This window comes from Phytoactinopolyspora mesophila, from assembly GCF_010122465.1.
Classification (GTDB): Bacteria; Actinomycetota; Actinomycetes; order Jiangellales; family Jiangellaceae; genus Phytoactinopolyspora; species Phytoactinopolyspora mesophila.
The window spans coordinates 470,530-494,601 of the sequence record NZ_WLZY01000001.1 but is presented as its reverse complement, the minus strand read 5'-3'; the positions used below and the strand labels follow the sequence as shown (position 1 = coordinate 494,601).

The 24,072-nt window shown below is 67.3% G+C and carries 22 protein-coding genes; 10 read left to right on the top strand and 12 right to left on the bottom strand.

The genetic code is table 11. The features are described from left to right. Window positions 1-12: 12 nt before the first annotated feature. The 4 genes from F7O44_RS02200 to F7O44_RS02185 all read right to left on the bottom strand — a co-directional run bounded on the left by F7O44_RS02200 (window position 13) and on the right by F7O44_RS02185 (window position 5,425). Window positions 13-2,061 (bottom strand): beta-galactosidase, encoded by a 2,049-nt coding sequence (locus F7O44_RS02200; RefSeq protein ID WP_162448539.1) that lies wholly within the window; start codon window positions 2,059-2,061, stop codon window positions 13-15. A gap of 45 nt (window positions 2,062-2,106) precedes the next feature. Beyond that, entirely contained in the window at window positions 2,107-3,477 is a 1,371-nt protein-coding gene (locus tag F7O44_RS02195) for an ABC transporter substrate-binding protein (protein WP_162448538.1), read from the bottom strand. A 76-nt stretch (window positions 3,478-3,553) separates the two neighbouring features. Then, on the bottom strand, window positions 3,554-4,495 hold the full coding sequence (locus tag F7O44_RS02190; protein ID WP_162448537.1) for a carbohydrate ABC transporter permease: 942 nt from the start codon (window positions 4,493-4,495) through the stop codon (window positions 3,554-3,556). A gap of 3 nt (window positions 4,496-4,498) precedes the next feature. Continuing rightward, on the bottom strand, window positions 4,499-5,425 hold the full coding sequence (locus tag F7O44_RS02185) for a carbohydrate ABC transporter permease (RefSeq protein ID WP_162448536.1): 927 nt from the start codon (window positions 5,423-5,425) through the stop codon (window positions 4,499-4,501). A gap of 314 nt (window positions 5,426-5,739) precedes the next feature. On the opposite strand from F7O44_RS02185, the gene F7O44_RS02180 reads away from it, so the two are divergent. Then, the gene (locus tag F7O44_RS02180) at window positions 5,740-6,732 is read left to right on the top strand and encodes a LacI family DNA-binding transcriptional regulator (RefSeq protein ID WP_222850965.1); all 993 of its coding nucleotides are present in this window, start codon (window positions 5,740-5,742) and stop codon (window positions 6,730-6,732) included. Between the two features lie 30 nt (window positions 6,733-6,762). Here F7O44_RS02180 and F7O44_RS02175 read toward each other — a convergent pair whose 3' ends face one another. The 4 genes from F7O44_RS02175 to F7O44_RS02160 form a co-directional block, all read right to left on the bottom strand. Then, window positions 6,763-7,680 carry a class I SAM-dependent methyltransferase gene (locus tag F7O44_RS02175; RefSeq protein ID WP_162448534.1) on the bottom strand — a complete coding sequence of 306 codons (918 nt, stop codon included), beginning with the start codon at window positions 7,678-7,680 and terminating at the stop codon, window positions 6,763-6,765. Window positions 7,681-7,766: 86 nt separating this feature from the next. Further along, the gene (locus F7O44_RS02170; RefSeq protein WP_162448533.1) at window positions 7,767-9,095 is read right to left on the bottom strand and encodes a glycoside hydrolase domain-containing protein; all 1,329 of its coding nucleotides are present in this window, start codon (window positions 9,093-9,095) and stop codon (window positions 7,767-7,769) included. A gap of 216 nt (window positions 9,096-9,311) precedes the next feature. Then, window positions 9,312-9,728 carry a type II toxin-antitoxin system VapC family toxin gene (locus F7O44_RS02165; RefSeq protein ID WP_162448532.1) on the bottom strand — a complete coding sequence of 139 codons (417 nt, stop codon included), beginning with the start codon at window positions 9,726-9,728 and terminating at the stop codon, window positions 9,312-9,314. Next, window positions 9,725-10,030 carry a type II toxin-antitoxin system Phd/YefM family antitoxin gene (locus F7O44_RS02160; protein WP_222850964.1) on the bottom strand — a complete coding sequence of 102 codons (306 nt, stop codon included), beginning with the start codon at window positions 10,028-10,030 and terminating at the stop codon, window positions 9,725-9,727. The genes F7O44_RS02165 and F7O44_RS02160 overlap by 4 nt, the downstream gene beginning before the upstream one ends. A 78-nt stretch (window positions 10,031-10,108) precedes the next feature. Between F7O44_RS02160 and F7O44_RS31520 the strand changes: the two genes are divergently transcribed. Beyond that, window positions 10,109-13,012 carry a DEAD/DEAH box helicase family protein gene (locus F7O44_RS31520; protein WP_162448531.1) on the top strand — a complete coding sequence of 968 codons (2,904 nt, stop codon included), beginning with the start codon at window positions 10,109-10,111 and terminating at the stop codon, window positions 13,010-13,012. Between the two features lie 22 nt (window positions 13,013-13,034). After that, window positions 13,035-13,817, top strand: a complete 783-nt coding sequence (locus F7O44_RS02150; RefSeq protein WP_162449279.1) for an alpha/beta hydrolase — start codon at window positions 13,035-13,037, stop codon at window positions 13,815-13,817. 123 nt (window positions 13,818-13,940) lie between these two features. Here the strand turns inward: F7O44_RS02150 and F7O44_RS02145 are convergent, their stop codons facing one another. Then, window positions 13,941-14,861: an aminoglycoside phosphotransferase family protein gene (locus tag F7O44_RS02145; protein ID WP_162448530.1), complete on the bottom strand. Its 921-nt coding sequence runs from the start codon at window positions 14,859-14,861 to the stop codon at window positions 13,941-13,943. A gap of 217 nt (window positions 14,862-15,078) precedes the next feature. Between F7O44_RS02145 and F7O44_RS02140 the strand changes: the two genes are divergently transcribed. Both F7O44_RS02140 and F7O44_RS02135 read left to right on the top strand, forming a co-directional pair. Then, on the top strand, window positions 15,079-15,819 hold the full coding sequence (locus tag F7O44_RS02140) for a PIG-L deacetylase family protein (RefSeq protein WP_162448529.1): 741 nt from the start codon (window positions 15,079-15,081) through the stop codon (window positions 15,817-15,819). Between the two features lie 7 nt (window positions 15,820-15,826). Then, window positions 15,827-16,681: a methyltransferase domain-containing protein gene (locus F7O44_RS02135; RefSeq protein WP_162448528.1), complete on the top strand. Its 855-nt coding sequence runs from the start codon at window positions 15,827-15,829 to the stop codon at window positions 16,679-16,681. A 99-nt stretch (window positions 16,682-16,780) separates the two neighbouring features. On the opposite strand, the gene F7O44_RS02130 is transcribed toward F7O44_RS02135, so the two are convergent. Next, entirely contained in the window at window positions 16,781-17,221 is a 441-nt protein-coding gene (locus F7O44_RS02130) for an STAS domain-containing protein (protein WP_162448527.1), read from the bottom strand. A gap of 228 nt (window positions 17,222-17,449) precedes the next feature. Between F7O44_RS02130 and F7O44_RS02125 the strand changes: the two genes are divergently transcribed. After that, window positions 17,450-18,823, top strand: a complete 1,374-nt coding sequence (locus F7O44_RS02125; protein WP_162448526.1) for a phosphoribosyltransferase family protein — start codon at window positions 17,450-17,452, stop codon at window positions 18,821-18,823. Between the two features lie 19 nt (window positions 18,824-18,842). On the opposite strand, the gene F7O44_RS02120 is transcribed toward F7O44_RS02125, so the two are convergent. Next, window positions 18,843-20,525: a DEAD/DEAH box helicase gene (locus tag F7O44_RS02120; protein WP_162449278.1), complete on the bottom strand. Its 1,683-nt coding sequence runs from the start codon at window positions 20,523-20,525 to the stop codon at window positions 18,843-18,845. A 96-nt stretch (window positions 20,526-20,621) separates the two neighbouring features. Further along, entirely contained in the window at window positions 20,622-21,788 is a 1,167-nt protein-coding gene (locus F7O44_RS02115) for an MFS transporter (protein WP_162448525.1), read from the bottom strand. 54 nt (window positions 21,789-21,842) lie between these two features. On the opposite strand from F7O44_RS02115, the gene F7O44_RS02110 reads away from it, so the two are divergent. The 4 genes from F7O44_RS02110 (at window position 21,843) to F7O44_RS02095 (ending at window position 24,043) form a co-directional block, all read left to right on the top strand. After that, window positions 21,843-22,595, top strand: a complete 753-nt coding sequence (locus F7O44_RS02110) for a helix-turn-helix transcriptional regulator (RefSeq protein WP_162448524.1) — start codon at window positions 21,843-21,845, stop codon at window positions 22,593-22,595. Between the two features lie 58 nt (window positions 22,596-22,653). Then, window positions 22,654-23,214: a GNAT family N-acetyltransferase gene (locus F7O44_RS02105; RefSeq protein WP_162448523.1), complete on the top strand. Its 561-nt coding sequence runs from the start codon at window positions 22,654-22,656 to the stop codon at window positions 23,212-23,214. Window positions 23,215-23,350: 136 nt separating this feature from the next. Next, window positions 23,351-23,650, top strand: a complete 300-nt coding sequence (locus F7O44_RS02100; RefSeq protein ID WP_174255866.1) for a type II toxin-antitoxin system Phd/YefM family antitoxin — start codon at window positions 23,351-23,353, stop codon at window positions 23,648-23,650. A gap of 3 nt (window positions 23,651-23,653) precedes the next feature. Beyond that, window positions 23,654-24,043 carry a PIN domain-containing protein gene (locus tag F7O44_RS02095; RefSeq protein WP_162448522.1) on the top strand — a complete coding sequence of 130 codons (390 nt, stop codon included), beginning with the start codon at window positions 23,654-23,656 and terminating at the stop codon, window positions 24,041-24,043. Window positions 24,044-24,072 lie beyond the last annotated feature (29 nt).

Below are 24,072 nucleotides of genomic sequence, written 5' to 3'. Positions count from 1 at the left end.
CCGTGGTCGGAACTATTCGACCGGACGACGAACGACGGCGACGCCGCGGGCTTCGAGGGCCATGCTGCCGTCCGCGGCGATCTCCGGACCGATCACCGGCTCTCCGGCTAGGCCGGACAGCTCCACCCGATGGGCGGCGCGGTTGATCAGGAACCAGAACTCATCCGTCTCTGTGGTCCGGATGACGAGTTCCACCGCTCCCCCGGCATTGTCCGCGAGGTCGCCACTGATTCCAGCCGCGCCCAATGCCGCGTCGAGTACGGGCCGCAGGCCGTCGGCGCCGAGCCGGGTGGAGACGTAAGTGGCCGACCCCTCGCCCGCGGTCCTTCTCGTGATCGCCGGACGCCCGGCGTGGTCACCGGAGGCGTAGCTGGCGAGCACCTGAACCGACGCGTCGGTCACGTCCATCTTGTCCGTCCAGAGCGAACCCGTCGTGCCGTTGTCCAGCTCGACGGTCTCGTCAGGCAGCAACGGCGCGAACTCCTCCACCCGGATACCCAGGACATCCCGCAGCGCCCCGGGGTACCCTCCGAGCCAGGCGTGGTCGTTCTCGTCGACGATCCCGGAGAAGTACGTCGTCACCAGATGCCCGCCGGAGTCCACGTAGGCGGCCAGTTCCTTGGCCAACTGCTGAGGCACGACGTACAGGATCGGCGCGACCACCAGGTCGTAGGCCGCCAGCTCGGCGCCGGCGGGCACCACGTCGACACGCACGCCCAGCTCCCGGAAGGCCGAATACCAGTTCAGCGCCTCCGGGTGATAGCGCAGGTGTGAGGTCGGGTGCGAGTCTTGCTCGCTGGCCCACCACGAATCCCAGTCGAACATGATCGCCGCCCGGGCCGGCTTGCGGACCGAACCCACCACCGGAGCGAGCTGGTCCAGGACATCGCCGAGCTGGACGACCGACCGGAACACGTCGCTGTCGGCGCCGGCATGCGGAACCATCGCGGAGTGGTACTTCTCCGCGCCCGCGGCCGACTGCCGCCACTGGAAGAAGCACACCGCGTCGGCGCCGTGCGCGACATGCGTCAGCGAGTCGCTGATCGTCTCGCCCGGCTTCTTCACCAGATTCACCGGTTGCCAGTTGACCGCACTGGTCGAATGCTCCATCAGGAACCACGGCTGCCCGCCCGCGATGTTGCCGGTGAGGTTGGCCGAGAAGGACAGCTCGTCCCGGCTCTGCGGCCCCGGAATGACGTAGTGATCGTTGGAGACGAAGTCGACCTCCCGCGCCCAATCCGCATAGTCCATGCCCTTGGTTCCGCCCATGACCATGAAGTTCGTGGTCACCGGCACATCGGGGGTCAGCCGACGGAGGATGTCACGCTCGGCCCGCAAGTACTCTTTCAGCGCATCGGACGAGAACCGTTTGAAGTCCAGCTGCTGGGTCGGATTCGGGTGCGACGCCGCCAGCCGGGGCGGGAGCACCTGGTCCCACGCCGAGTATCGCTGCGACCAGAAGGCGGTCCCCCAGGCGTGATTCAGCGTGTCGAGGCTGCCGTACCGGTCGCGCAGCCACACCCGGAAGGCCTGTGCCGCGTCGTCCGAGTAGTCGTACACGTTGTGACAGCCCAGCTCGTTCGACACATGCCAGGCCGTCAGCGCGGGGTGCTCCGCGTAGCGCCCGGCGAGCTCTTCCACCAGGAGCAAAGCGTACTTCCGGAACACCGGCGACGTCGGTCGCCAGTGCTGGCGAGCACCCGGCCACAAGGTCTCCCCGCTCTGCGTCACCGGCAGGATCTCGGGATGGGCCGCCGTCAGCCACGGCGGCGGGGATGCCGTCGCCGTGGCCAGGTCGACGGCGATGCCGTTCGCGTGCAGCAGGTCCATCGCGTCGTCGAGCCACGCGAAGTCCCAGGTATCCTCCTCGGGTTGGATCCGCGCCCAAGAGAAGATCGCCAGCGACACGATGTTGACGCCGGCCTCACGCATGAGGCGCACGTCCTCATCCCAGACGTCTCGAGGCCATTGCTCCGGGTTGTAGTCCGCGCCGTATCCCATGCGCGGCCCGGACACCCCTCCCGGCCAGCGCAGCCAGCGGTGCGGATTGCGAATCGTCATGTATTCCTGCTCCTCAGCGGGGCCTCGATGGCCCGCGCGTGGTTGTTACTGGTTGACGCTGAAACCTTGGTCGTTACCGAAGGTCACCAGGGCGTCCTGCCACGCCTGCAGGCCCTCACTCAGCGTGGTGCCGGAGACGTAGGCCTGCCCGACCGTGTCGTTGAAGATGGAGTTCGCATATGCCTGGAACGGCAGGTAGCTCCAACCTTCGGGGACAGCACCCGCCGACTCCGCGAAGACCTGGTTCGCCTGCTGGCCGTCGAAGTACTCGAACTCGGCGTTGAGGAACTCCTCATCCGCCAGGTGCTCCGATGTACCCGGGAAGAGCCCCTGATCGATCTTGGTCTGCACCCCGTCGCCGGCGTTGGCGTACTCGAGGAAGGCGTAGGCGAGAGCTTCGTTGGAGTTCTCGCCGTTCGCCATGATCGCCAGCGCGCTGCCGCCGTTCTCGGCGCTCGACGACGCGCCGTTCTCCCACTGCGGCAACGGCGCGGCACGCCAGTCCCCGGCTGCGCCCGGCACGCCGGACTCGAAGTTGGCGGGCATCCAGGCGCCGGCGGCCAGGGTGGCGATGGTGCCATCGGCCAGGCCCTGATACCACTCATCGGTCCAGCCGGTGATCGGTGCGAGAAGATCCTCGTCGATGAGCTGCTGCCAGGTCTCGGCGACGACGGTAGAGCCCTCGTCGGAGAAGTCGATCGACACCTCAGTGCCCTCCACCTGGAACGGCTGCCCGCCGGCTTGCCAGATCAGGCTGGTGATGAAGCCGGCCTCACCAGTGTCGTTGGCGATGTAGACGTCGGAGTCAGCAGCCTGCAGGTCGCGGGCGGCCTCGACGTACTCGTCCCACGTGGTGGGCACGTCAATACCGTGCTCGTCGAAGACGGTCTGGTTATAGAACAGCGCCATCGGTCCCGAGTCCATCGGCAGCCCATAGATCGCGCCGTCCTGGTTGACCGCGTTCCACGGGCCGGGCGTGTACGTTCCGTCGAACTCGGCCGCACCGAACTGGGAAATGTCAGTCAGCGCGTCGGCAAGGGCGAACTGGGACAGGGCGAAGTACTCGATGTGGGCCAGGTCCGGAATCCCGGAGCCCGCGCTGATCGCGTTCTGCAGCGCCGTGTACTGGTCGTTGCCGCTACCAGCGTTGATCAGGTCGATGTCGACCTGCGGGTATTCGGCCTCGAAGTCCTCCACGACCTGGGCGAGGGTGGTCTCCCATGACCAGATGGTCAGGCTGCCGCCCTCTTCCAGGGCGGCCTCGACAGCGTCGGCATTGTTCGCGTCGCCGGTTCCGGCGTCACTGGCGCCCGCGTCGTCGGAGCCGGCGTCATCGGAGCCGCACGCGGCCAGGGTCAGGGCCGCGGTTGCGGCCAGGGCGAGCGCGCTGGATGCGTGGCCTCGTTTCATACTCATGGTCTTCCTCTCGTTGGTTCGGCGACGAATGGTCCGTTTCATGCGAGCGCGCCGGAGCGGAGCGGCCGGGCGAAGCTCATTTGACGCTTCCGGCGGTCAGACCGGATCGCCAGTAACGCTGGAGCAACAGGAACGCGGTGATCAGCGGCACGATCGTCAGCAACGAGCCGGTGATCACCAGATTGAAGATCGCCTCACCGCCCACCGTGGAAGCCTGGGAGTTCCACGCGTTGAGGCCGAGGGTCAGCGGGTACCAGGACGAGTCCCGCAGCATGATCAGGGGCAGGAAGTAGTTGTTCCAGCTCTGAACCATGGTGAAGAGCAGGACGGTGACGATGCCCGGGCCGAGCAGCGGCAGGCTGACCCGGAAGAAGGTACTGAACTCTCCTGCCCCGTCCACCCGGGCGGCTTCGAGCAGCTCGGTCGGGATGGCCTCGGACGAGTACACCCACATGAGGTACAGCCCGAACGGGGAGATCAAGGTCGGGATGATCACCGCCCACGGGGTATTGGTCAGGCCCATCTCGCTGAACATCAGGAATGTGGGCACCGCGAGGGCTGTGCCGGGCACCGCCACGGCGCCGATGACGATGGCGAACACCGCCCGCTTGCCGGGAAAGTTGAACAGGGCCAGCGCATAGCCACCCAGAACTGCCAGGAAGGTGGCCCCGCCCGCACCGAGTACGACATACAGGACGGTATTCAGCAACCAGCGAACGAAGATCCCGTCGTTGTAGGTCAGCGTGTCGACGACGTTGTCCCATAGGGCGAAGTCACTGTGGAACCAGAGCCCGAACGAACCGAAGAGTCCTTCCTGGGTCTTCGTGGAGTTGATGAACAGCCAGAGCAGCGGCACCAGGCTGTAGATCAGCACCAGCCCGGTCAATGCGGTGAGCAACGGGCTGCGGCGGGGCCGCTCCACCGTGTGGTGGCGTCGCGGGTGCCGGCGGGCCGAGGACAGGGTGATCAATGGTCGGCCCGATCCCTTGCGCGCGCCGGGCGTGGTCGATGTCGACATGACTCAGGCCGCCTTTCGCATGCCGCGCAGTTGTACGGCGTAGGCGATCACCATGGTGATCAGTCCCATGACGATGGCGACCGTGGCGGCGTAGTTGTGCTGCTGGCCGGAGAAGGACAGCGAGAACGCGTACATGTTCGGGGTGAAGTACGTGGTGATCGCGTTGGGCGCCAGATTTTGCAGGATGCTGGGCTCGTTGAAGAGCTGGAAGCTGCCGATGATCGAGAAGATCGTGGCGATGACCAGGGCGCCACGGATAGCCGGCAGTTTGATGGCGGTGATCACCCGCCGCTGGCTGGCGCCGTCGATCTCGGCCGCCTCGTAGAGCGACGGGTCGATCACCCTCAGTGCCGCGTAGAAGATCAGCATGTTGTAGCCGACGAACTCCCACGTGACGATGTTGGCGATCGAGGCCAGGATCAGCTCCGGTGAGAGTGGATTGGGCAACGAGATGCCGAAGGCGTCGTTGATGTTCCCGACCAGCCCGAACCGGGTCCCGTACATGAACCCCCACATCAGGGTGGCCACCACGGCGGGTACGGCGTACGGGAGGAAGATGGAGATCCGGAAGAAACTCTTGCCGTAAAGGCGCCCGCTGTCGATAGCCAGCGCGACCAGCAAGGCGATGAAGAGCATGATCGGAACCTGGACGGCGAGAAAGATCGAGACCCGCCCGAGCGCGGACCAGAACTGACTGTCGCTGAACGCGTTCTGATAGTTCTCCAGACCGACGAAGGTGTTGCCGCCGATCATCTGCTCGCGGAACAGGCTCAGGTAGATCGAGTAGGCGATAGGCGCCAGGAACACGAGCGCGAAGACCACCATAAAGGGGCCCATGAAGCCCCAGCCGATCCACCTGCGCTTCTTCGGCGGGCGCCGGCCGGGCGTGGTGGTACCCGGAGGTTCCGCGATTGCGGACGCTGTTGCCATCAGCCCTTCCTTGCCTGCGAGGCGGTGCGGATGAGCGCGCGGTTTCGGCGCTCTCCGAGAAATGGTTGCGTAACCATCTGTGACCGTGAGGAGTCGATGTTTACGTAACCATGGATTAGGCTGATACTGGCACCGGTCGTCGAGAGGCGTCAAGACACAAGCGCGTAACGTCTGCACCCGGGCCGCAACACAAGACTCGCGCTACGGGCGGAAGGGTGTTGATGAGCACAGACGCGCTGAACCCGAGACCAGGTGAGGATGCCGCTCAACCGACCACTTCAGGAAACGGGCAAGACCGTCGGCGGCGGGCTTCCATGGCCGACGTCGCGCGGCTGGCCGGCGTCTCGCCGCAAACCGTCTCCCGGGTGTCCAACGGCTATCCGGGCGTCGTCGACGCGACTCGCCAACGCGTGCGCGCGGCGATGGCCGAGCTCGGCTATCGACCCAACAGCGCGGCCCGCGCACTGAAGAGCGGCCAGTTCCGCACCATCGGCGTGATCTTGTTCAACCTCACCTCCACCGGCAACGTCCGCACGCTGGAGGCGATCTCGGCGTCAGCCGCCGCCGAAGGCTACGCGGTCACTCTCATTCCGGTCGACGCTCCCACACAGGACAGCGTCCACGGCGCGTTCACCCGGCTGGGCGAGCTCGCCGTCGATGCGGTGATCGTCATCATGGAGGTCCACCTGCTCGACGCGGCCACTGTCACGTTGCCGCCAGGGGTGCCGACCATCATCGTCAACTCCGACGCCGACGATCTCTACAGTGTCGTCGACACCGACCAGGTCAACGGCACGTGGCAGGCGGTACGCCATCTGCTCTCACTCGGGCATCGGACGGTCTGGCACGTCGCCGGTCCGGAAGACTCCTACTCCGCGCGCAGCAGAACGGACGCATGGCGCGCCACCCTCGAGGGTGCGGGCCGGCCCGTCCCGGAGGTGATCATGGGCGATTGGTCGTCGGAATCCGGATACCAGGCCGGACTCGAGCTACTGCGCCAGCCGGAGTGTACGGCCGTGTTCGCGGCAAACGATCAGATGGCCTTGGGCATCTTGCGCGCGCTGCACGAGGGCGGCAAGCGGGTGCCGGCTGACATCAGCGTCGTCGGGTTCGACGACATACCGGAGGCCGCGACGTTCATTCCGCCGCTCACCACCGTGCATCAAGACTTCACCGCTCTCGGACATCGGTGCCTCGAACGTGTCTTGCAACAGGTGGAAGGCAACGTGCCGGAGGGCGGCCGGACTCTGGTGCCCACCTGGCTGATCCAGCGCGCCAGCACAGCTCCCCCGCAGCCCGCCCAGTGACGCGTTCGCCCCGCTCCGGGTGGATGCGCGTCAGACGCCGGTCAGTTCGAAGTGCCAGATGATGGTGCGCGGTGTTCCGGTGCCGACGGCTCTGGCCGCTTCGGGCACCAGGCCCACCAGCGCCCACGGCCATTCGTGCCACGGCGGAAGCTCGTTCGACGCGTCGAGGGGATCGTCGTCGCCCTCGGCGTCTCGCTCTGGCTCAGCGCTCTCCGGCAGCCGCGGCTCCTCGCAGCGTCGTACCTGCAACCCCACCGGCAAGGCGGCCCGCAGGTAGTCGCCGCCCAGATGCTGGTAGGCCGACAACCGCCCGCGCTCACCGTTGGGCCCGATCACCGGAGGTATCGCCCCGCGGGAGACCGAGTCGCGGTGCATGTCGGAGGTGATCAGATGCCCGCCCGGTCGCAGGACTCTGGCGAACTCGGCCATCGCCGGACCAAGATCGGCCACGTGGGTGAGTGCCAGCGCGCACACGACGACATCGACGGTGTTGTCGGCCAGCGGCAGCATTCCTAGGTCGCCGAGCTGGAACCGCGCACCCGGAACTCGTTCGCGAGCCTTGGCCAGCATGTCGGGCGAACTGTCGACGCCGATCACCTGGTGACCGCCTTTCACCAGGTACTCCGCGTAGCGGCCGGTGCCGCAAGCGGCATCGAGCGCAACACCCGGCCGAAGCTGATCGAGGATCTCGCGCACGATCGGCTCCTCGAGATCGAACGCCGCGTTGCGTCCGTCGTCATAGGTTCTGGACCACAAGCGGTAACCCTCGACAGAGTCGACCCGCTCGACCTCGACGCCGGCGTCGGCCAGCCTCTCGTCGTCGATCAAACGCCGGACCTCGGCGATACGCGCCTCGACGAACTCCCGGTCGTGTCCGCCGACGAACGCCCGCATCAGGGCGGTGCCTTCGAGTCCTAGCAAGTAAGCCAGCGGGTGCTCGTAGATCATCCCGGGACCATAGCCCGCCCCACAAGCAACAGTCGACTGGTTTTCTCCCCGCTCTGTCGACACCCCACCCGGGGTGGAGGTGGGGTTCAGGGGCAGCGCGGGACGGGTGCGCTCCAGCTGGTGTTCGAGCGGTTGGAGACATAGTGGTCGCTCACCCACCGGCCGTCACGGAGCTTGTTCCACACGGTCGTGTTCCCCACCTTGCTACCCGGCGCCTGGCAGACGACGTAGGCCAGCGAGCCGCGAGGAAGTGGGTTGCCCTTGATGGAGTACGACGTTCCGGGTCCGGTCCGCGCGTTCAGCGCCACCGATGCGGTCACCTGGCCCGGATACGTGCACCGTGGCACCGCCGTGGAGAAGCCGGTGCTCGACGGGGTGGAGACGTAGTAGTCGCTCACCCACGACCCACTCGTCAGTCTGTTCCACACCGACGTCGTACCGACCTTCTGCCCACTTGTCTGGCACACCACCGGCAATGAGCTGCCGGGCGCGTAGGTGCGCACGACGGGATAGGACGAGCCCGGCCCGGTGCGTGCGTTCAGCGCCGTGCTGCTGGTCACCTTGTACGTGCGCGCCACCGTGGCGACCGGCGCCTTGATCGAGTTGCTGTCGATGTTGATCGTGACGCCGCCCCACGTCTCATTGTGGTCGCCGCGATACTGCTTGGCGCGCTGCCAGATCGACCAGTGCGAGTTCGGGGCGGTGGGCCAGCCGGTCAATGACGGATTGCCGTCCCACCGGGCCATCCAGACCGCATCCGGGCGGGCGTAGGTCGTGGAGTTGTAACTGTTGGACAGGTCCCGGAGCCCCGAGTTCTGGTGAACGTACACGCCGGCGAGGTACCCGGAGCTGTGCAGGGTTTTGGTCCATGCGGACACGTACCGGCGCACGCCGGTACGGCAGGAGGTGTCCGTGCGGTCGTAGTGCTCGACGTCGGCGTACAACGCGCTCCCCGGCAGCAGCCCCAGGTCCTTGGCCCGCGCGACCGCGTCGTTCGCGTCCGACGTTCCTCGTGCGGTGGCGTTCGACGCGGTGTACCGGTTGGGCTTGTCGCCGAACATGCAGGACGGCTGATAGCCGAAGTAGGTCGGCAAGATGCGCCATCCCATGGCGGTGGCGTCACGGACCCACCCCTTGGTCAGGTTCGGCTGGGCACAGCCGCGGTTGTTGCCGCCGAAGTAGATGTTCACCGCGCGGTAGGGCGATGTGCCCCGCCACGCTCGCAACGCATCCAGCGACGGCGCCGTGCAGGTGTCGAAGCCCAGCCGGTCCGCGCGCGTCGCCGACGACCCCGACGGGTAACGCACCGGAGTGTCCGGTTCACCCATCACCGGCACCGAAATCAACCCGGACAGCAGCAGCGCCCCGGCTCCCGCGACAGCGATTCTTCGCCTGAATGTACGTCGGTTGAACATCGCGCACCCCCGGGTGCTCCGTGACCTGGGCAAAGTGTCAGGTCTGACGGGCGCCGTGACCAGTGCCGAAGGTCACCGGTTCGCCGGGCCGAACGTCACATCGACCCTCAGGTGATTGCGCAGGTGGGGAAGGCATCCGGTCGCAACAAGGAAGCTTGTGGTTGCCCCAACAACAATGAGCTTCCTTATTGCGTCGGCTAAGAACCCGCGCGGGTTCTAAGCGTTGTCGAACGGATTGACCAGCTGGATCCCCACGCCGTCGAAATCCGCCGTATTGCGGGTGACGAGCGTGAGGCTGTAGACGGCCGCCGTCGCCGCGATCAATGCGTCGGCAGTAGGCATCGTGCGTGAAACCGGCTGGGCGGACCATCCGCGGACGACACGCGAGTCGACACTCAGCACACGTGACCCGAAACCGTCGATGAGGTCGTCCAGCCAGCGTTCGAACATGTCTGCTTGCTCCTGGTCGCCCCGCTGCCGCAACCGCGCGACCCCGCGTCCGAGCTCACCCACGGTGATGACGCTGACGTGTAGCCGTTCCGGATCGATGCCGGAGATCCATCGACGCACCCCAGCGTTGCACTGGCGCTTGCGCGTCTCCGACAGCACATTCGTGTCGAGCAAGTAGCTCATTCATCCGCCTCGAGCGCGATCGCGCGCGGGAAGTCCCGCTTGCGTTCACCCTCGAATTCGCCCAGGACCTGAACCGCGTCGTCATCTAGGTACGGCGGCCCCTTCAGCAGCTCGGTCAGATTCATCCGGGGCTGAGTCAGACGGTGGAATTCGGCTATATCGATGATCACGGCTATCGCCTCTCCGTGCCGGGTGATGGTCTGCGGGCCGTCCTCGGCGACTGCGCGCAGCACCTCGCTGAACCGTTGCTTCGCCTCGTACACCTGCCAGTCCACTGAGACCGCCCCCATCTTGACGTGCACGCCGTTCTGTCCAATCTAGACAGGACAGAATTCTAGCCGCCGGATGCGGCCGTCACAACTGGCTGGGATGATGAGCCGGTGCCAGCGCCCCCGAAATCTCCCGCGTCGCCAGCCGACTGGGAATCGGTCAGCTATCCGGACTCTTTCCGGACTCACCAGCGATTCGCTCTCGATGCCATCGCCGATGCCAACGCCTCGGGTTCCACGCGAGCGTGGGTCGTGTTGCCGCCTGGCACCGGTAAGACACTCGTCGGACTCGAAGCGGGGCGACGATTGGGGCAGCCCATCGTGGTCTTCGGCCCGAACACCGCGATACAGGCGCAGTGGCTCGCCGAATGGAACAGGTTCACCCCGGCACAGATACCGTCCGGCACGAGCCGTGATCTGTCCGCACCGGTCACCGCCTTGACCTACCAATCGCTGGCCACGTTCGACCCCGACGCAGAGGTCGACGAGGAAGGCCACACCCACATCGCCCGGATAGGCAGCTCACGCAAAGGCAGCAGCAGCCTGCTCGATCGCCTGCACCCCAACGGCCGGGCTCTCGTCACCGCGCTCGAATCCGGCGGTCCCATCACGCTCGTGCTCGACGAATGCCATCATCTGCTGGAAGTCTGGGGCCGGCTGCTCGCCGAGCTGCTCGACGACCTTCCCAACGCTCACGTCATCGGGCTCACCGGCACCCCGCCGGATTCGTTGAGCTCCGAGCAGGCCGCACTGGTCGACCAGCTCTTCGGCACCCCGCTGTATAGCACCTCGATTCCTTCGGTGGTCAAGGAAGGCCACCTGGCGCCGTTCGCCGAACTGGCCTGGTTCACCACACCGACGCCCACCGAGACGGATTGGCTGGCTGCCGAGGCCGAACGCTTCGCCGAGCTTCAGGGCGACCTCCTGCAGCCCGGCACCGCGAGCACCGGATTCCTCAGCTGGCTCGACCAGCGCTTCGTCGACCGCCACGTCGGCACATCCGGCGACAGCGACGGCGGCAGCGCATCCGAGGTCGAGACCCTCGCGTTGGACTGGTCCCGGCTGGAGCGCAACGACGCCGAGCTCGCCGCCGCCGCGTTGCGCTTCCACCACGCCGGGCTGTTGGAGCTGCCGCCCGGAGCGGTCGTGCGGGAGGAGCACCGGCACAAGCCAACCGCCGAGGACTGGGTGGCGGTACTCAATGATTACCTGAAGAACTGCCTGCTCCCGTCCGGCGATCCACGCGACGAGGAGCTTCTCCAAGAGATCCGGGCGGCACTGCCCGCGGTCGGTTTTCAGCTCACCAAACGTGGTGTCCGCCGGGGCCGCTCCCCCGTCGACCGGGTGCTGGCCCGCAGTGAGGCCAAGACCACCGCCACGGTCGACATCCTCGCCGCCGAGGCCGACGGCCTCGGACACCGGCTGCGCGCCCTGGTGCTGTGCGACCATGAACGGGCGACGGCCACCCTTCCCGCCCGCCTCCAAGGGGTGCTCGACGCCCAGGCCGGCTCGGCTCGCCTCGTCCTCGCCAATCTGCTCGCCGACCATCGAACGGCCGCTCTCGAACCGGTATTGATCACCGGGCGTACCGTGGCCACCAGCGCGCACACCGCACGCAAGCTCGTGGCGTTCGTGGCCGAACACGCACCCGGCATCGATCTCGACGAGATCCCGCCCGGTTCCACCGGAACCGTCGAGATCACCGGCCGGTGGCGCTCCCGGCAATGGGTTGGCCTGGTCACCCGCTTCTTCGAGACCGGCGAAGCGCGTGTCCTGGTCGGAACGCGCGCGTTGCTCGGTGAGGGCTGGGATGCCAAAGGAGTCAACACGCTCGTCGACCTCACGACGGCCACCACCCCCACCTCCGTGGTGCAGACCCGCGGACGGGCGCTGCGGGTGGATCCCACCTGGCCCGAGAAGGTGGCCAACACGTGGACCGTCGTGTGTGTCTCCGAGGAACATCCCGGCGGCACGAGCGACTGGGAGCGGTTCGTCCGCAAGCACCACGGATACTTCGGCGTCACCGACTCCGGCGAAATCGCCTCCGGTGTCGGTCACGTGGATCCCGGGCTCTCGCCGTATGAGCCGCCCGCCGTGGCCGACTTCGATGGCTGGAACGCCGCGATGCTCGACCGGGCGCGAGACCGGCCGCGGGTGCACGCGCTCTGGAACGTCGGCGCCGCCTACCGCGACGAGCTCGTGCACACCATCCGGGTAAGACCGCTACGACGACACCACGATTCCGGAGCCGCCTCGCTCGCCGCGCCCGCACCGCCGGCGCTCGTTCCGGGCCCGCGTGCCGCCAGCCGTCCGGAGTGGCTGAAGCTGCCCGGAAAACAGTTGCCGGCTGCTGTCACGATTGTCGTCCTGGCTCTCGTCGCCGTCGTCACCGGGCTGTGGTGGCTGGCGCCGCTGGCGGGGGTTGCGACGGCCGGCGCTTGGTGGGATTGGACTCGTCGCCGCGACCGCGTCCTACTGGCCGGTGGGCGCGCGCTGAATGAGTTGGGCGGTGAACCCGACCCGTTCGTGTTCGCCTGCGCCGTGGCCGATGCCTTGAAGAAGGCCGGCCTGTCAGAGCGCGGCTCGGCCGGACTCAGCGCTGCCGTGGAAAAGGACGGCTCGTACCGCATCGCCCTGGACGGCGTGGACACGGCGACATCGCAACTGTTCACTGCCGCGCTGGACGACGTGCTGGCGCCGCTGGCCGCACCACGCTACGTCGTTCCCCGCTACGTCGCCCCAGAGCTGCCCGCCGACGACGCGTCTCTGCGGCAAGCCGGGCAGGCATGGCTGGACGGCCAACGGCCGGCCAACACCGTCGTTTACCACGCGGTGCCTTCGGTCCTGGGGGTCAACGCGGCGAGGGTCGAATGCTTCGTCACGTCGTGGCGGCTCTGGGTGAGTGCCGGCGATGCGATACGCACGGCGACGCCGGAGGGGGAAGGTATCCTCGTCACCCATCGCGGCCAGGACCCGTTTGCGGCGACGACGCGCTTGCGGGTGGCGTGGAGCTGATGCCGTACCGTCAGGCGCAGTGATGGACATCCAACGCCCAGCCCGGCCGGCGGTCAGCCGCCGGCAGCGACTTCTCACCGACGACGCCACCGTGGTCCAGGCCGAGCATCTACCCGCCAGATCGGGCAGCCGGGAACTGGCGGTCGTCGTCGCCCACGGTTTCATGCTCCACTCCCGGCACCCACGGCTCCGGCGGATCGCCGGCTGGCTCCGTGAGAAGGCCGGAGTCGTGCTGATCGATCTGCGCGGCCACGGTGGCTCGAGCGGCGCGAGCACCCTTGGCTGGCACGAGGTACACGACGTCGAGGCCGCCGTGAGCTGGGCGCGGTGGCTGGGCTACCGCCGGGTGGTCACGCTTGGTTTCTCGCTCGGGGCGGCAGTAGCGCTCAGACATGGTGCGCTGTACGGCGGCGTGGACCGGATCGCCGCCGTGAGCGGGCCCGGGCAGTGGTACTACCGTGGCACTGCCCGCATGCGGCTGCTCCACCGGCTGGTGCTCAGCCGCCGGGGGCGCCTCGCGATCCGGATGCTCCGGCGCACCAATGTCACGCATGTTCCCTGGCCAGAGCCCTATCCGCTGGACCCGGTAGCAGCCGCGGCGCAGCTCGACGTCCCACTGCTCGTGGTCCATGGCGACCAGGACGACCTGTTCCCGGTGGAGCACGCCCGGCGAGTCTGCCAGGCAGCTGGCGAACACGGCACCTTGTGGTTGGAACCCGGGTACGGTCATGCCGAGATCGCCGTGCGCCCCGACCTCGCTCGACGTCTCACCGACTGGCTCATCTGCGACGCCGACGGCAGGTAGATCGTCCCACAACGCCCTCGGCACGCGAGGTTCGTGGCCTCACGTAACGCTTTGAGTCTCCAAACCCGCCCTGACCGTTACGTCAGGCCACGAAGCTCCTCCCCTGGCTCGACCTGCACGACGCTACAGGGCGGCATCGGCCAGTACCTCGTCGATCACATGACGCTGCTCCTCCGCGACTGCGGCCTCGGCGGTGCCGGACGCGGCATCGACATTCGCCGCCAGCACGATCAGCGCCTTCCACAGCGCCCAGCCGCGGGCCCGCGCCCAGGTGCCCGGGTCCTGGCCTACTGCCGCCCGAAACGCCTCTCGGCTCCGGCCGGAGAACATGGTCCACGCGATCACCAGGTCACAGGCCGGATCGCCAACGCCGGAGGTCCCGAAGTCGATCACCGCGACCAGCCGGCCGTCACGTACTAGAAGGTTTCCGTGAGCGATGTCGCCGTGGAACCACACCGGAGTTCCTGTCCAGGACGCGTCCAGCGCGGCTTTCCACACGGCGCCGGCTCGTGCGGTGTCGACCCGGCCGTCCAGGGCGAACAGCGCACGGCGGGTCTCGGCGTCGTAGTGCTCCGGCGGCGCCCCCCGGTAGAAGCTGTGTGCGCCCGCTCTGGGTCCGCCCACGGCGTCGGCCCGTTGCAGCGCCAGAATGAACTCGGCCACCGACTCGGCGAATGCCGGCAGGTCGGCGATGCGGTCCGGGCGAGCGGTATCACCGTCCAGCCAGCGTCGCACCGACCATGGATACGGGTACCCCTCGCCTGGAGATCCCTTGGCCAGTGATTCAGGGATGCTCACCGGCAGGACCGGCGCCAGTCTGGGCAACCACCGGTGTTCCTTGTCGACTGCCGCGACGTACGCCTCGTGCGTGGGCAGCCGCGCGGTCAACCGGTCGCCGAGTCGGTAGGTCCGGTTGTCCCAGCCATCCTTTTCGACCGGTGTGACGGGCAGGCCGCTCCACTGCGGGAACTGTGCGGCGATCAAGCGCCGCACCAAGCCGGCATCGATCCCGGCGCGGCCGTCGGCGTATTGACTCCCGATCATCCCGCGATTGTCCGGACTACACCACGCACGCGGCAACTGAATAACAGACGACTGGTCCTCCCGGGTATGGGGAACCGCGATGCCGGGTCATCCAGCGTGCCGACCCGGCCTTGACCCGGTCTTGACCGGCCTCCTCCACACTTCCAATGCTGAGATGGCCCGCATCCACCCGGATGCCCGGGCCATAGAACGATGCCTATCAGACCCAGGACGCCTCATGACTCTGAATCCCCAACAGCTCGGCTCCATACTCGGGGTGTGGGCCCATCCTGATGACGAGGCGTACCTGTCCGGTGCGCTCATGGCCGCTGCGATCGACGACCACCGCCGGGTCGTGTGTATCACCGCGACCAAGGGCGAGGCGGGCTTCCCGGACGACGATCCCCGAACCCGCGCCGAACGGCGGGCGCTGCGTGCCTCCGAGTGCGCCGCCTGCTTGGACATCTTGCGCGTCACGGAACATCACTGGCTCCACTATCCCGACGGCGGTTGCCACCTGGTCGATCCCGCCGAGCCGGTCGCCAAGCTAGCAGCGCTGATCGACGAGGTCAGGCCGGACACCATCCTCACCTTCGGCCCCGACGGCATGACCGGCCATGCCGACCACATGGCGGTGAGCCGCTGGACCACTCTGGCCACCCGGCAAGCGACCGGGGCGCGAGCGGGAAGCAGACTGCTGTACGCGACGAAGACGCCCGACTGGAACCGTCGCTTCAGCAACTACATCGATCTTGACGCCATCATGATGGTCGAAGGAATGGACCCGCCCGCGGTCGATCCGGCTGATCTCGCCGTCTCGTTCCGGCCCGAAGGCTCACTGCTCGAACGGAAGTTGACCGCATTGCGGGCCCAGGCCAGCCAGATAGACCCCCTCTACGAGGCAGTCGGCGAGAACGCGTTCCGGGACCTGGCCGCCGAGGAGTTCTTCCGCGATGCCCGCACCGACGACTGGCGATAGGAGTGTCATGGCCGATTCGAACGCCACCGGGCTGGATGCGAAGTCGGGCTACTCGCGCGTCGACAGCCAGCCAGACGTCGCCATGGTGCTGGCCGGTATGGACGCAACCGCTACCTGGCCCTCCGTCCGTTACCTTCGCGCCTGGGAGCACGAGCGGCTGACGCCGGGCCCCGGCGCGGAGGTGCTCGACGTCGGCTCCGGGCTTGGCGACATCGCCATCGCGCTGGCCAAGGAGGTGACACCCGGCGGGCGTGTTGTCGGCTTGGACGCCAGCGCGGCCATGATCGAGGTAGCTGAAAGGCGCGCGGCTGGCGCCGGAGTCGAGGTGGGCTTCCGGATAGCCGACGCGATGAACCTGCCTGAGGCGGATTCGTCGTTCGATGTCTGCCGTTCGGAGCGAGTGTTGCAGTGGCTGCCCGATCCGGCCCGCGCCGTGGCCGAGATGGTGCGTGTCCTACGTCCCGGCGGTCGGCTGTGCCTGACCGACACCGATTGGTTCACGCTCACCATCGATCTGCCGGATGTTGGCGCGATCTCGGCATTCCGCGAGGCCATCTGGCAGCTGCGGGGTGCTCCGGCCGCTGTCGGCAGCCGGCTGCTCAACCTCTGCCGCGACGCGGGAGTCGTCGAGCTCGAAGCCACCGCGGCCACACATATCTGGACGGATTGGAAACCCGACACCGAGTACGCCCCAGCGGGCATCTTTCCCATTGCGCCGATCGTGCGGCAGATGATCGCGGCGGATGTGCTGGACCCTGTTCTGGGTGAACGATTCATCGAACAGCTTCTTCAGGCCGCGCGTGACGATCGCTTCTTCATGTCGGTCGGCATGTTCGCGGTATTCGGACGACGACCCGGCTGACCGTTGCCGCACGCCCGCGTCGGTGACGGCTCGGGCGGCACGCCGGCACGGCATATGACCGGCTGGCGGTGCGCGGGCAGTTCCCGGGTGACTCGCATCTCACGCCGGCCGGTTGTCCGGTGTGGCTTGCCCATGACGTTTGCGGGCGGCGAGTGCCGACTCCACCGCGTCGGCGACATCCGGATAGTACTCCAGGTCACCGTCGGCCTCGGCTTGCTCCAACAGCCCTTCGACGACGTCTCGTGGTCCTGCGACACACATGACGCGCCCGTGCAGCCGCGCGCGCTGCCCGGCCACTCTCAATGCCCGGGCAAGCGCGGTATCGAAGCGCGCAGGATTGGAGTCCACGACGACATAATCGAGATCGGCGAGACCACACAGCCGCTCTTGCACCCGCGACACGCTGAAGATGTCGATCTCACCCTCGAGACGGACGACGAAACACCCGCCCAATTGCTGGACCCGCATCTCACACGCAGGGCCGGCGAACGCGGCCCTCGTGACGGTGGAACGATCCCGCAGACTCCGCAGCCTCTGCATGTGATGTCCGTTCTCGAGCGCCGACGTGGTCACACAGGCCCCATATCTACTTGAACTCACCTGGAAGGACTTGTCCACCGCTTTCGCTGTCTCCGTCGGAGCGGACGATGCCGCCGGGCCGCATCACCCCGCATATGACCGGCCCGTTCCCCTCCGGCTTCACCGAACGATTGCGTTGGCCGCACCGCGGAACGGGTATCGGGAACGCAAGAGACAGGAGGCGGATCGATGACGTTTCGAGACCGAGACGACGCCGGTCGCAGGCTCGCGGCCCAGCTGAAAGACGAGAAGTTCGAGGATCCTGTGGTCCTGGCGCTGCCCCGTGGCGGTGTTCCGGTGGCAAGGCACGTGGCATCGATGCTGGGAGCGCCTTTGGAGGTGTTCGTGGCGCGCAAGATCGGCGCACCTGGGCAACCCGAACTCGGCATCGGCGCCATCGCCGAAGGCGGCGACGAAGTGGTGGTACGCAGCGCGGCCGAACAGCTCGGCGTCCGCGGTGCGCAGATGCAGCGGCTCGTGGACGACGAGCGGAGCGAACTGGCCAGAAGGGTCAGCGCCTACCGCGGCGATGCCGACCTGCTGCCGCTGGAGTCGCGTGACGTCATTGTCGTCGACGACGGCCTCGCCACCGGCATCACCGCCGAAGCGGCCTTGCGCACACTCCGCGATCACGGTCCTCGAACCCTGATGCTGGCTGTTCCTGTGTGCCCACCGGAGACCCTGCGGCGGCTTTCACGCATCGCGGACACCGTCATCGCGATCGAGACGCCCGCCGACCTCGGCGGCATCAGCGCTTACTACCAGGACTTCAGCCAGACCACGGACGACGAGGTTCTCGACATCCTCGACCAGTTCCGTACAGGCGCGGTGAGCGCACACCACCGCCCGGGTTCCCCGCCCGCCGGCCCGAACCCGGACCAGGATCCGAACCGGAGCAATCCCAGCGAACGTACCGTCGCCGTGGACCTCGACGCCGGACAACAGATCCACGGTGACTTGGTGGTGCCGGAGCACGCAGGCGGCATAGTGCTGTTCGCACATGGCAGCGGGAGCAGCCGGCACAGCCCACGTAATCGATGGGTGGCTCAATCGCTGCACGGATACGGCTTCGCGACCATGCTGATAGACCTGCTGACTGAGGCCGAGGAACGCGAAGACCAGACAACCGGGCAGTTGCGCTTTGACGTCGGACTGCTCGCGGAGCGCCTGGAGCGGGCTGCCGGCTGGCTCGCCGGCGAACCCTCCACGGCACAGCTCCCACTAGGCTACTTCGGCGCCAGCACCGGTGCGGCCGCCGCGCTGGTCGCCGCTGCCCGGCGACCCGGTCACGTCGACGCGGTCGTCTCCCGGGGTGGCCGTCCTGATCTTGCCGGCGAGGCCCTCGGGAAGGTACAGGCACCGACCCTGCTGATCGTCGGCGGACGAGACGAGCACGTCCTGCACCTCAACCAACAGGCACGCGAGCAGATCTCCGGCACCTGCGAGGTGCACGTCGTCAACGACGCCTCACACCTGTTCGAGGAAGCTGGAGCGCTGGAGGAGGTATCCGGGGTGGCCCGCGACTGGTTCCAGAAGCATCTGGTGTCCAGTGCCAGCCACTAGTGCCTCGTGTGGGAACTAGTCACTTTCCGCGGCGCTGATGCCCCTCCCGGCGCGCTCCCTTCTTCACGTCGTCGCGCTCGCGGCGGATCGTCGTCTTCTTCCCCTTGATGGCGGTGCGCCGCAGCGCGGTGATGACGTCGTCGGCCGCCGACTCAGGCACCTCGACGAGTGAGAACCGCTCCGCGATCTCGATCGCGCCGATGTCGCGGCCACGTAGATGGGACTCACCGGCGATCGCTCCGACCAGATCCTGAGGCCGCACACCACCCGCGCGCCCCACGCCGAAGTACAGCCGCGTGGTGCCGGCTGTGCGGTCCCGGGCACGTTTGCCATCGCGCCGGGCGGGATCGGTCCCTTTGCTCCGGGCCGGCTGGGCAACCTCTGGAATCTCTTCATCATCGGTGGTGCCACCAGTGGCCTCGTGCGCCAGCTTCACCCCGGCGAGGGCGATGTGCATGAGGTCGAACTCGTCCGAGAGGGTCTCGACGACGACGCGATAGTGTTCCACGTCGTCGGAGATGAGAATCTCCCGCAGCGCCGCGCGGGTCAGGTCGAGACGGCGCGCGCGCATGTCGGCGATAGTGGGGACCTTCTCGATGGCAATACGCTGATTGATCAGGCGCTCGATCGCCTTGAGCATGCGATGTTCGCGCGGCTCGGCGAGCGTGATCGCCACGCCCTCGCGCCCGGCCCTGCCGACCCTGCCGATGCGGTGCACATACGACTCGGGGGCCGACGGCACGTTGTAGTTGACGACGTGCGTCAGCTGCTGGATATCGAGCCCGCGGGCTGCCACGTCAGTGGCCACCACCAGATCCACCGTGCCGGCCCGGAGCCGGGCCATGACGCGGTCACGCTGCGCCTGGTCCATTCCGCCGTGTAGTGCCTCGGCCCGGTAGCCGCGCCCGTTCAGCGTCTCGGTGACCTCATCGACGTCCTGCCTGGTCCGGCAGAAGACGATGGCGGCGGTGGGAGCTTCGATGTCGAGTACCCGGCCCAGCGCGGCTGGTTTGTGCGCGCGGGTCACCACATAGGCGCTCTGGCGCACCAGGGGCGTCTCCTCGTCACCCGATGCGTCGCGGCCCAACTCGATACGCACCGGATCCTGCAGATGCCGGCGGGCGATCTGGCCCAGCCGCGAAGGCATGGTCGCCGAGAAGAGCACCGTCTGCCGCTCGCGGGGAGTCTGCTCCAGGATGGCCTCGATGTCTTCGGCGAAACCCATGTCGAGCATCTCGTCGGCTTCATCCAAAATCACTGTCCGCACGTCGTCCAGCACGAGCGTCCCGCGGCCGATGTGGTCCAGCGCCCGGCCGGGGGTGGCGACCACCACGTCGACACCTCGCCCGAGCACCTGCAGTTGCCTGCCGATGGGTTGCCCGCCGTAGATCGGCAGCACGCGAATACCCAGCGCCCGCCCGTACCGGTGGAACGCTTGTGATACCTGCTCGGCCAATTCCCGGGTGGGCACGAGCACCAACGACGTCGGGGCGCTCCCCCGGCCGTCGTCCGGCATCATCTGCAAGACCGGAAGCGCGAACGCGGCCGTCTTGCCGGTGCCGGTGGCGGCCTGCCCCAGTAGATCGCGTCCCTGCAACAGCGGTGGAACGGCCGCGCGCTGGATCGGTGTGGGCTCCTCATAGCCGAGCCCGGACAAAGCGTCCAGCAGCTCTGGTCTCAACGCCAGCTCGGCGAAACCCATGCCGTCTTCGTCGGCCACGTTCACTCCCCGCAATCTTCTGTCTGGATACAACCGTCGGCCACCATTCTGCGCCAATGTCGTGCACGCGTGCGGCCGTCATCCATCGTTCGCACGTATCAGCGCCGTCGGTTCCGGCAACGTCCGGAAGAGTAGCCAGCTCAGAGCCGGCATCGCGATCAGCGGTACCAGCGCCGCCTGCAGGGACACGGCATCTGCCACCCGGCCGATGAGCGAGCTCACGAGGCCGCCGACGCTGACGGTCAGGCCGAGGGTGATACCGCTGGCGGTGCCCACGCGCGCCGGCCAGTAGTCCTGGCCGAGGGTGAGCTGCAACGAGAACGGAATGTAGAGCCCAGCAGAGGTCAGGGCTACGAACAGGTAGAGCGCCGGACCGGGCACGAACACGATCCCCGCAACCGCGGCCACGGCCATCAGGTAGGCCCGGCGCACGACCACTACCCGGTCCCAGCGATTGGCCAGTCTGCCACCCAGCACCGTGCCGACCGCGCCGCCCAGATAGAGCACGAACAGCGCCGCGGTGCCCGATGACGTGCCGCCCGAGGTTCGCTCCTGGGCATACACGGCGATGAACGTGCTCAGGCCGACGAAGACGACCGACCGGCACACCACCGCCAAGGACAACCGCACAAACGACCTCGTATCGTCAGCCCCCGCGGTCCGCTCGACAACGGCCGAACCGCTACGAACGGGAGCCGCGGCGGACAACGCGCGCAGAACGGGCAGGCAAAGCACGCGCCCAACCAGCGCCGGAACCACCAGCAGGGGCGAGAGCTGCAGGCCTCCGAGACCGACAACCACGGCCACCATGATGGGCGCGGCGGCGAAGCCGAGATTGCCGCCGAGTGCGAACCAGCCCATTGCGGCGTGGTCCCCCGTGCTGGCCATCCGAGCCAGGCGCGCGGACTCCGGGTGATAGGCAGCGACGCCGATCCCGGACAGCGCGACGAACGCCAGCGTCATCGGGTAAGAACCGCTCAGACCGCTCAGCGCTATCCCTAACCCGCCGAGGATCGAACTCACCGGGAGCAACCAGGGCAGCGCCCGGCGGTCGGTCAGCACACCGAACAACGGCTGCGCCACGGAGGACAGCAGTGACGCCGCGAGCACGACCCCCGAAACCGCCGCATACGTGTACGCGCGCTCGGCGACGAAGAAGGGCACGAGCGATGCGACAGCGCCCTGGTAGATGTCCACGCATGCATGCCCGACCGACATCAGGATGATCGATCTGTTCGTTGCCACCACGCCATGTTCACCGGCGGCCATTCTGTCGCGCTTCCGATAAACTGCCGATTTATGCCGGAAATCCGCCACCAGCCGGTCGCACCCACCCGCGAGCAGCGGCTGGAACCCGGAGCGGGCATCGACCCACACCGCCATGACGATCACCAGATCGCATACGCGGCGTGCGGCGCGCTGGCCATCACCACCCACGCGGGCACCTGGGTGGCTCCCGCCACCCGCGCCATCTGGATACCAGCCGGGTCCATGCATATGCACCAGGCACACGGCGAGCTCGAACTGCATCTCGTGGGGCTGCCCGCCATGGACAACCCGCTCGGACTGGACGAGCCCACCGTGTTGAGCGTCAGCCCGCTGTTCCGGGAGCTGATCCTCGCCTATACCCGCACCAGCACCGAGGACAGCCCCGAGCGTGAGCGGCTGCGGGCCGTCCTGCTCGACCAGCTGAAGGCCTCGCCCCAGCAGCCGGTGCACCTTCCCGCCCCCACCGATCCCCGGCTTGCGGCGCTGTGTGCGATCCTGAGCGCCGACCCGGCTGAGAACCGTACCCTGACGGCCCTTGGCAAAGAGGTCGGCGCAAGCGATCGGACTCTGGCCCGGCTCTTCAGGAACGAGCTGGGTATGACCTTTCCGCAGTGGCGCACCCAGCTGCGCCTCTATCGCGCCCTGGTTCTGCTGGCCGAGAACACGCCGGTGACGGTCGTGGCACACACCTGCGGATGGTCTTCCACGAGCGCGTTCATCGACGTCTTCCGGCGCGCCTTCGGACACACACCCGGAGCACGTCAGCCCCGGCCACCAGGGTGATCCGGCCTCGCCGGCAGCTTGCATAGACTCGTAGCGGATCCGACATCGGGAGTTCACGATGATCACGGTGCATCCGGCTACCGGCGAACGGTGGGACGACGTCGTCGCCGTCATGGGAACCCGCGGGGATCCGTCGCGCTGCTGGTGCCAGTTCTTCATGTTCCGGCAGCGGGACTGGCACTCGACCACGACAGAATCACGGCGGGCAGCCCTACAGGATCAGGTGCGCGGAAGCGATGCGTCGCCCGGCGTACTCGCCTACGCCGACAACCAGCCGGTGGGGTGGTGTGCGGTCGCACCGAAGGCGGCATACCCACGGCTGTTGCATTCACCGAACACCGGACCAGCCGTCGACGGCGTGTGGTCGGTGACGTGTTTCGTCGTCAAGGTCGGCCACCGGCGCCAGGGAGTCGCCACGGCTCTGCTGGCGGGCGCGGTCGACCACGCACGGTCGTACGGCGCCGAAGCCGTCGAGGGGTACCCCGTCGAGCCCTCCGCACGTGCGTCGGTCGCGGCGGCCGACCTCTACCACGGAACGGCCTCGCTGTTCGCTGACGCCGGATTCGTCGAGATCAACCGCCCATCTCCAGCACGGGCAGTAGTGCGCCTCGACCTCTGAGCACAACATCTCTCCGGCGAATGGGACCTCTCCATGGCGTGGCAGACATCAGCGCCGGCGTGCGTCCGGCTCGTCTACGACGTGCCGACCTTGCCCGCACGACGTTTGTCCCACACTTTTGTGGTACGTTGAGCGCATGGCTGCCGTATCGATCCGCGAACTCTCGCACGAGACCTCGCGCACTCTGCGCCGGGTGAAGGCCGGCGAGACCATCGAGATCACCGAGCGAGGAACCGTGATCGGCCGCATTGTGCCGGCTGAGCCCCACGATGGGGCCCGGGCCCGGCTGATCGCCCAGGGTCGTTTGAAGCCTGCGACCGGCGGCCGCGATGCTTTGCTGGCATCCCTCGACCGACGGCTGGCCACCGAACCAGTCGATGATGACGACGCCGGCACGGCTGCACTTCTCGCGATGCGCGACGACGAGAGGTACTGATCTTTGCTGTATATGGACACCTCCACCTTGGTGAAGTTGTGCCGGGTGGAAAGCGAGACAAGAGCGCTTCGTGACTGGTTGGCGGAGACTGGCGTCGACTGGGTGACCTCAACATTGACTGAGGTCGAGTTGCCACGCGCTGTCGCACGAGTCGATGCCGCCGCCCTGGCCCACGTGCCGGGCGTGCTGGCCCGATGTGATCGGTTCGACATCGACGAGCGCGTCCGCGCTGACGCCGCGGTACTGCTACCGCCTGAGCTACGGACGCTGGATGCCATTCATCTGGCAACGGCGCTAGAACTCGCCGACGAGTTGGTCGCATTCCTCGCGTACGACATGAGATTGATTGAGGCCGCCAGGGCGAACGGGTTGCCCGTGGAGTCACCATTCTGATCAGGTGCACAACGTTGCGCCACACGTCG

Bases quoted from the DNA above. Each gene is read 5' to 3' on its own strand.
- F7O44_RS02200 (WP_162448539.1), bottom strand. From the start codon at position 2,061: ATGACGATTCGCAATCCGCACCGCTGGCTGCGCTGGCCGGGAGGGGTG.
- F7O44_RS02195 (WP_162448538.1), bottom strand. From the start codon at position 3,477: ATGAGTATGAAACGAGGCCACGCATCCAGCGCGCTCGCCCTGGCCGCA.
- F7O44_RS02190 (WP_162448537.1), bottom strand. From the start codon at position 4,495: ATGTCGACATCGACCACGCCCGGCGCGCGCAAGGGATCGGGCCGACCA.
- F7O44_RS02185 (WP_162448536.1), bottom strand. From the start codon at position 5,425: ATGGCAACAGCGTCCGCAATCGCGGAACCTCCGGGTACCACCACGCCC.
- F7O44_RS02180 (WP_222850965.1), top strand. From the start codon at position 5,740: ATGGCCGACGTCGCGCGGCTGGCCGGCGTCTCGCCGCAAACCGTCTCC.
- F7O44_RS02175 (WP_162448534.1), bottom strand. From the start codon at position 7,680: ATGATCTACGAGCACCCGCTGGCTTACTTGCTAGGACTCGAAGGCACC.
- F7O44_RS02170 (WP_162448533.1), bottom strand. From the start codon at position 9,095: ATGTTCAACCGACGTACATTCAGGCGAAGAATCGCTGTCGCGGGAGCC.
- F7O44_RS02165 (WP_162448532.1), bottom strand. From the start codon at position 9,728: ATGAGCTACTTGCTCGACACGAATGTGCTGTCGGAGACGCGCAAGCGC.
- F7O44_RS02150 (WP_162449279.1), top strand. From the start codon at position 13,035: ATGGACATCCAACGCCCAGCCCGGCCGGCGGTCAGCCGCCGGCAGCGA.
- F7O44_RS02145 (WP_162448530.1), bottom strand. From the start codon at position 14,861: ATGATCGGGAGTCAATACGCCGACGGCCGCGCCGGGATCGATGCCGGC.
- F7O44_RS02140 (WP_162448529.1), top strand. From the start codon at position 15,079: ATGACTCTGAATCCCCAACAGCTCGGCTCCATACTCGGGGTGTGGGCC.
- F7O44_RS02135 (WP_162448528.1), top strand. From the start codon at position 15,827: ATGGCCGATTCGAACGCCACCGGGCTGGATGCGAAGTCGGGCTACTCG.
- F7O44_RS02130 (WP_162448527.1), bottom strand. From the start codon at position 17,221: ATGCAGAGGCTGCGGAGTCTGCGGGATCGTTCCACCGTCACGAGGGCC.
- F7O44_RS02125 (WP_162448526.1), top strand. From the start codon at position 17,450: ATGACGTTTCGAGACCGAGACGACGCCGGTCGCAGGCTCGCGGCCCAG.
- F7O44_RS02120 (WP_162449278.1), bottom strand. From the start codon at position 20,525: ATGGGTTTCGCCGAGCTGGCGTTGAGACCAGAGCTGCTGGACGCTTTG.
- F7O44_RS02110 (WP_162448524.1), top strand. From the start codon at position 21,843: ATGCCGGAAATCCGCCACCAGCCGGTCGCACCCACCCGCGAGCAGCGG.
- F7O44_RS02105 (WP_162448523.1), top strand. From the start codon at position 22,654: ATGATCACGGTGCATCCGGCTACCGGCGAACGGTGGGACGACGTCGTC.
- F7O44_RS02100 (WP_174255866.1), top strand. From the start codon at position 23,351: ATGGCTGCCGTATCGATCCGCGAACTCTCGCACGAGACCTCGCGCACT.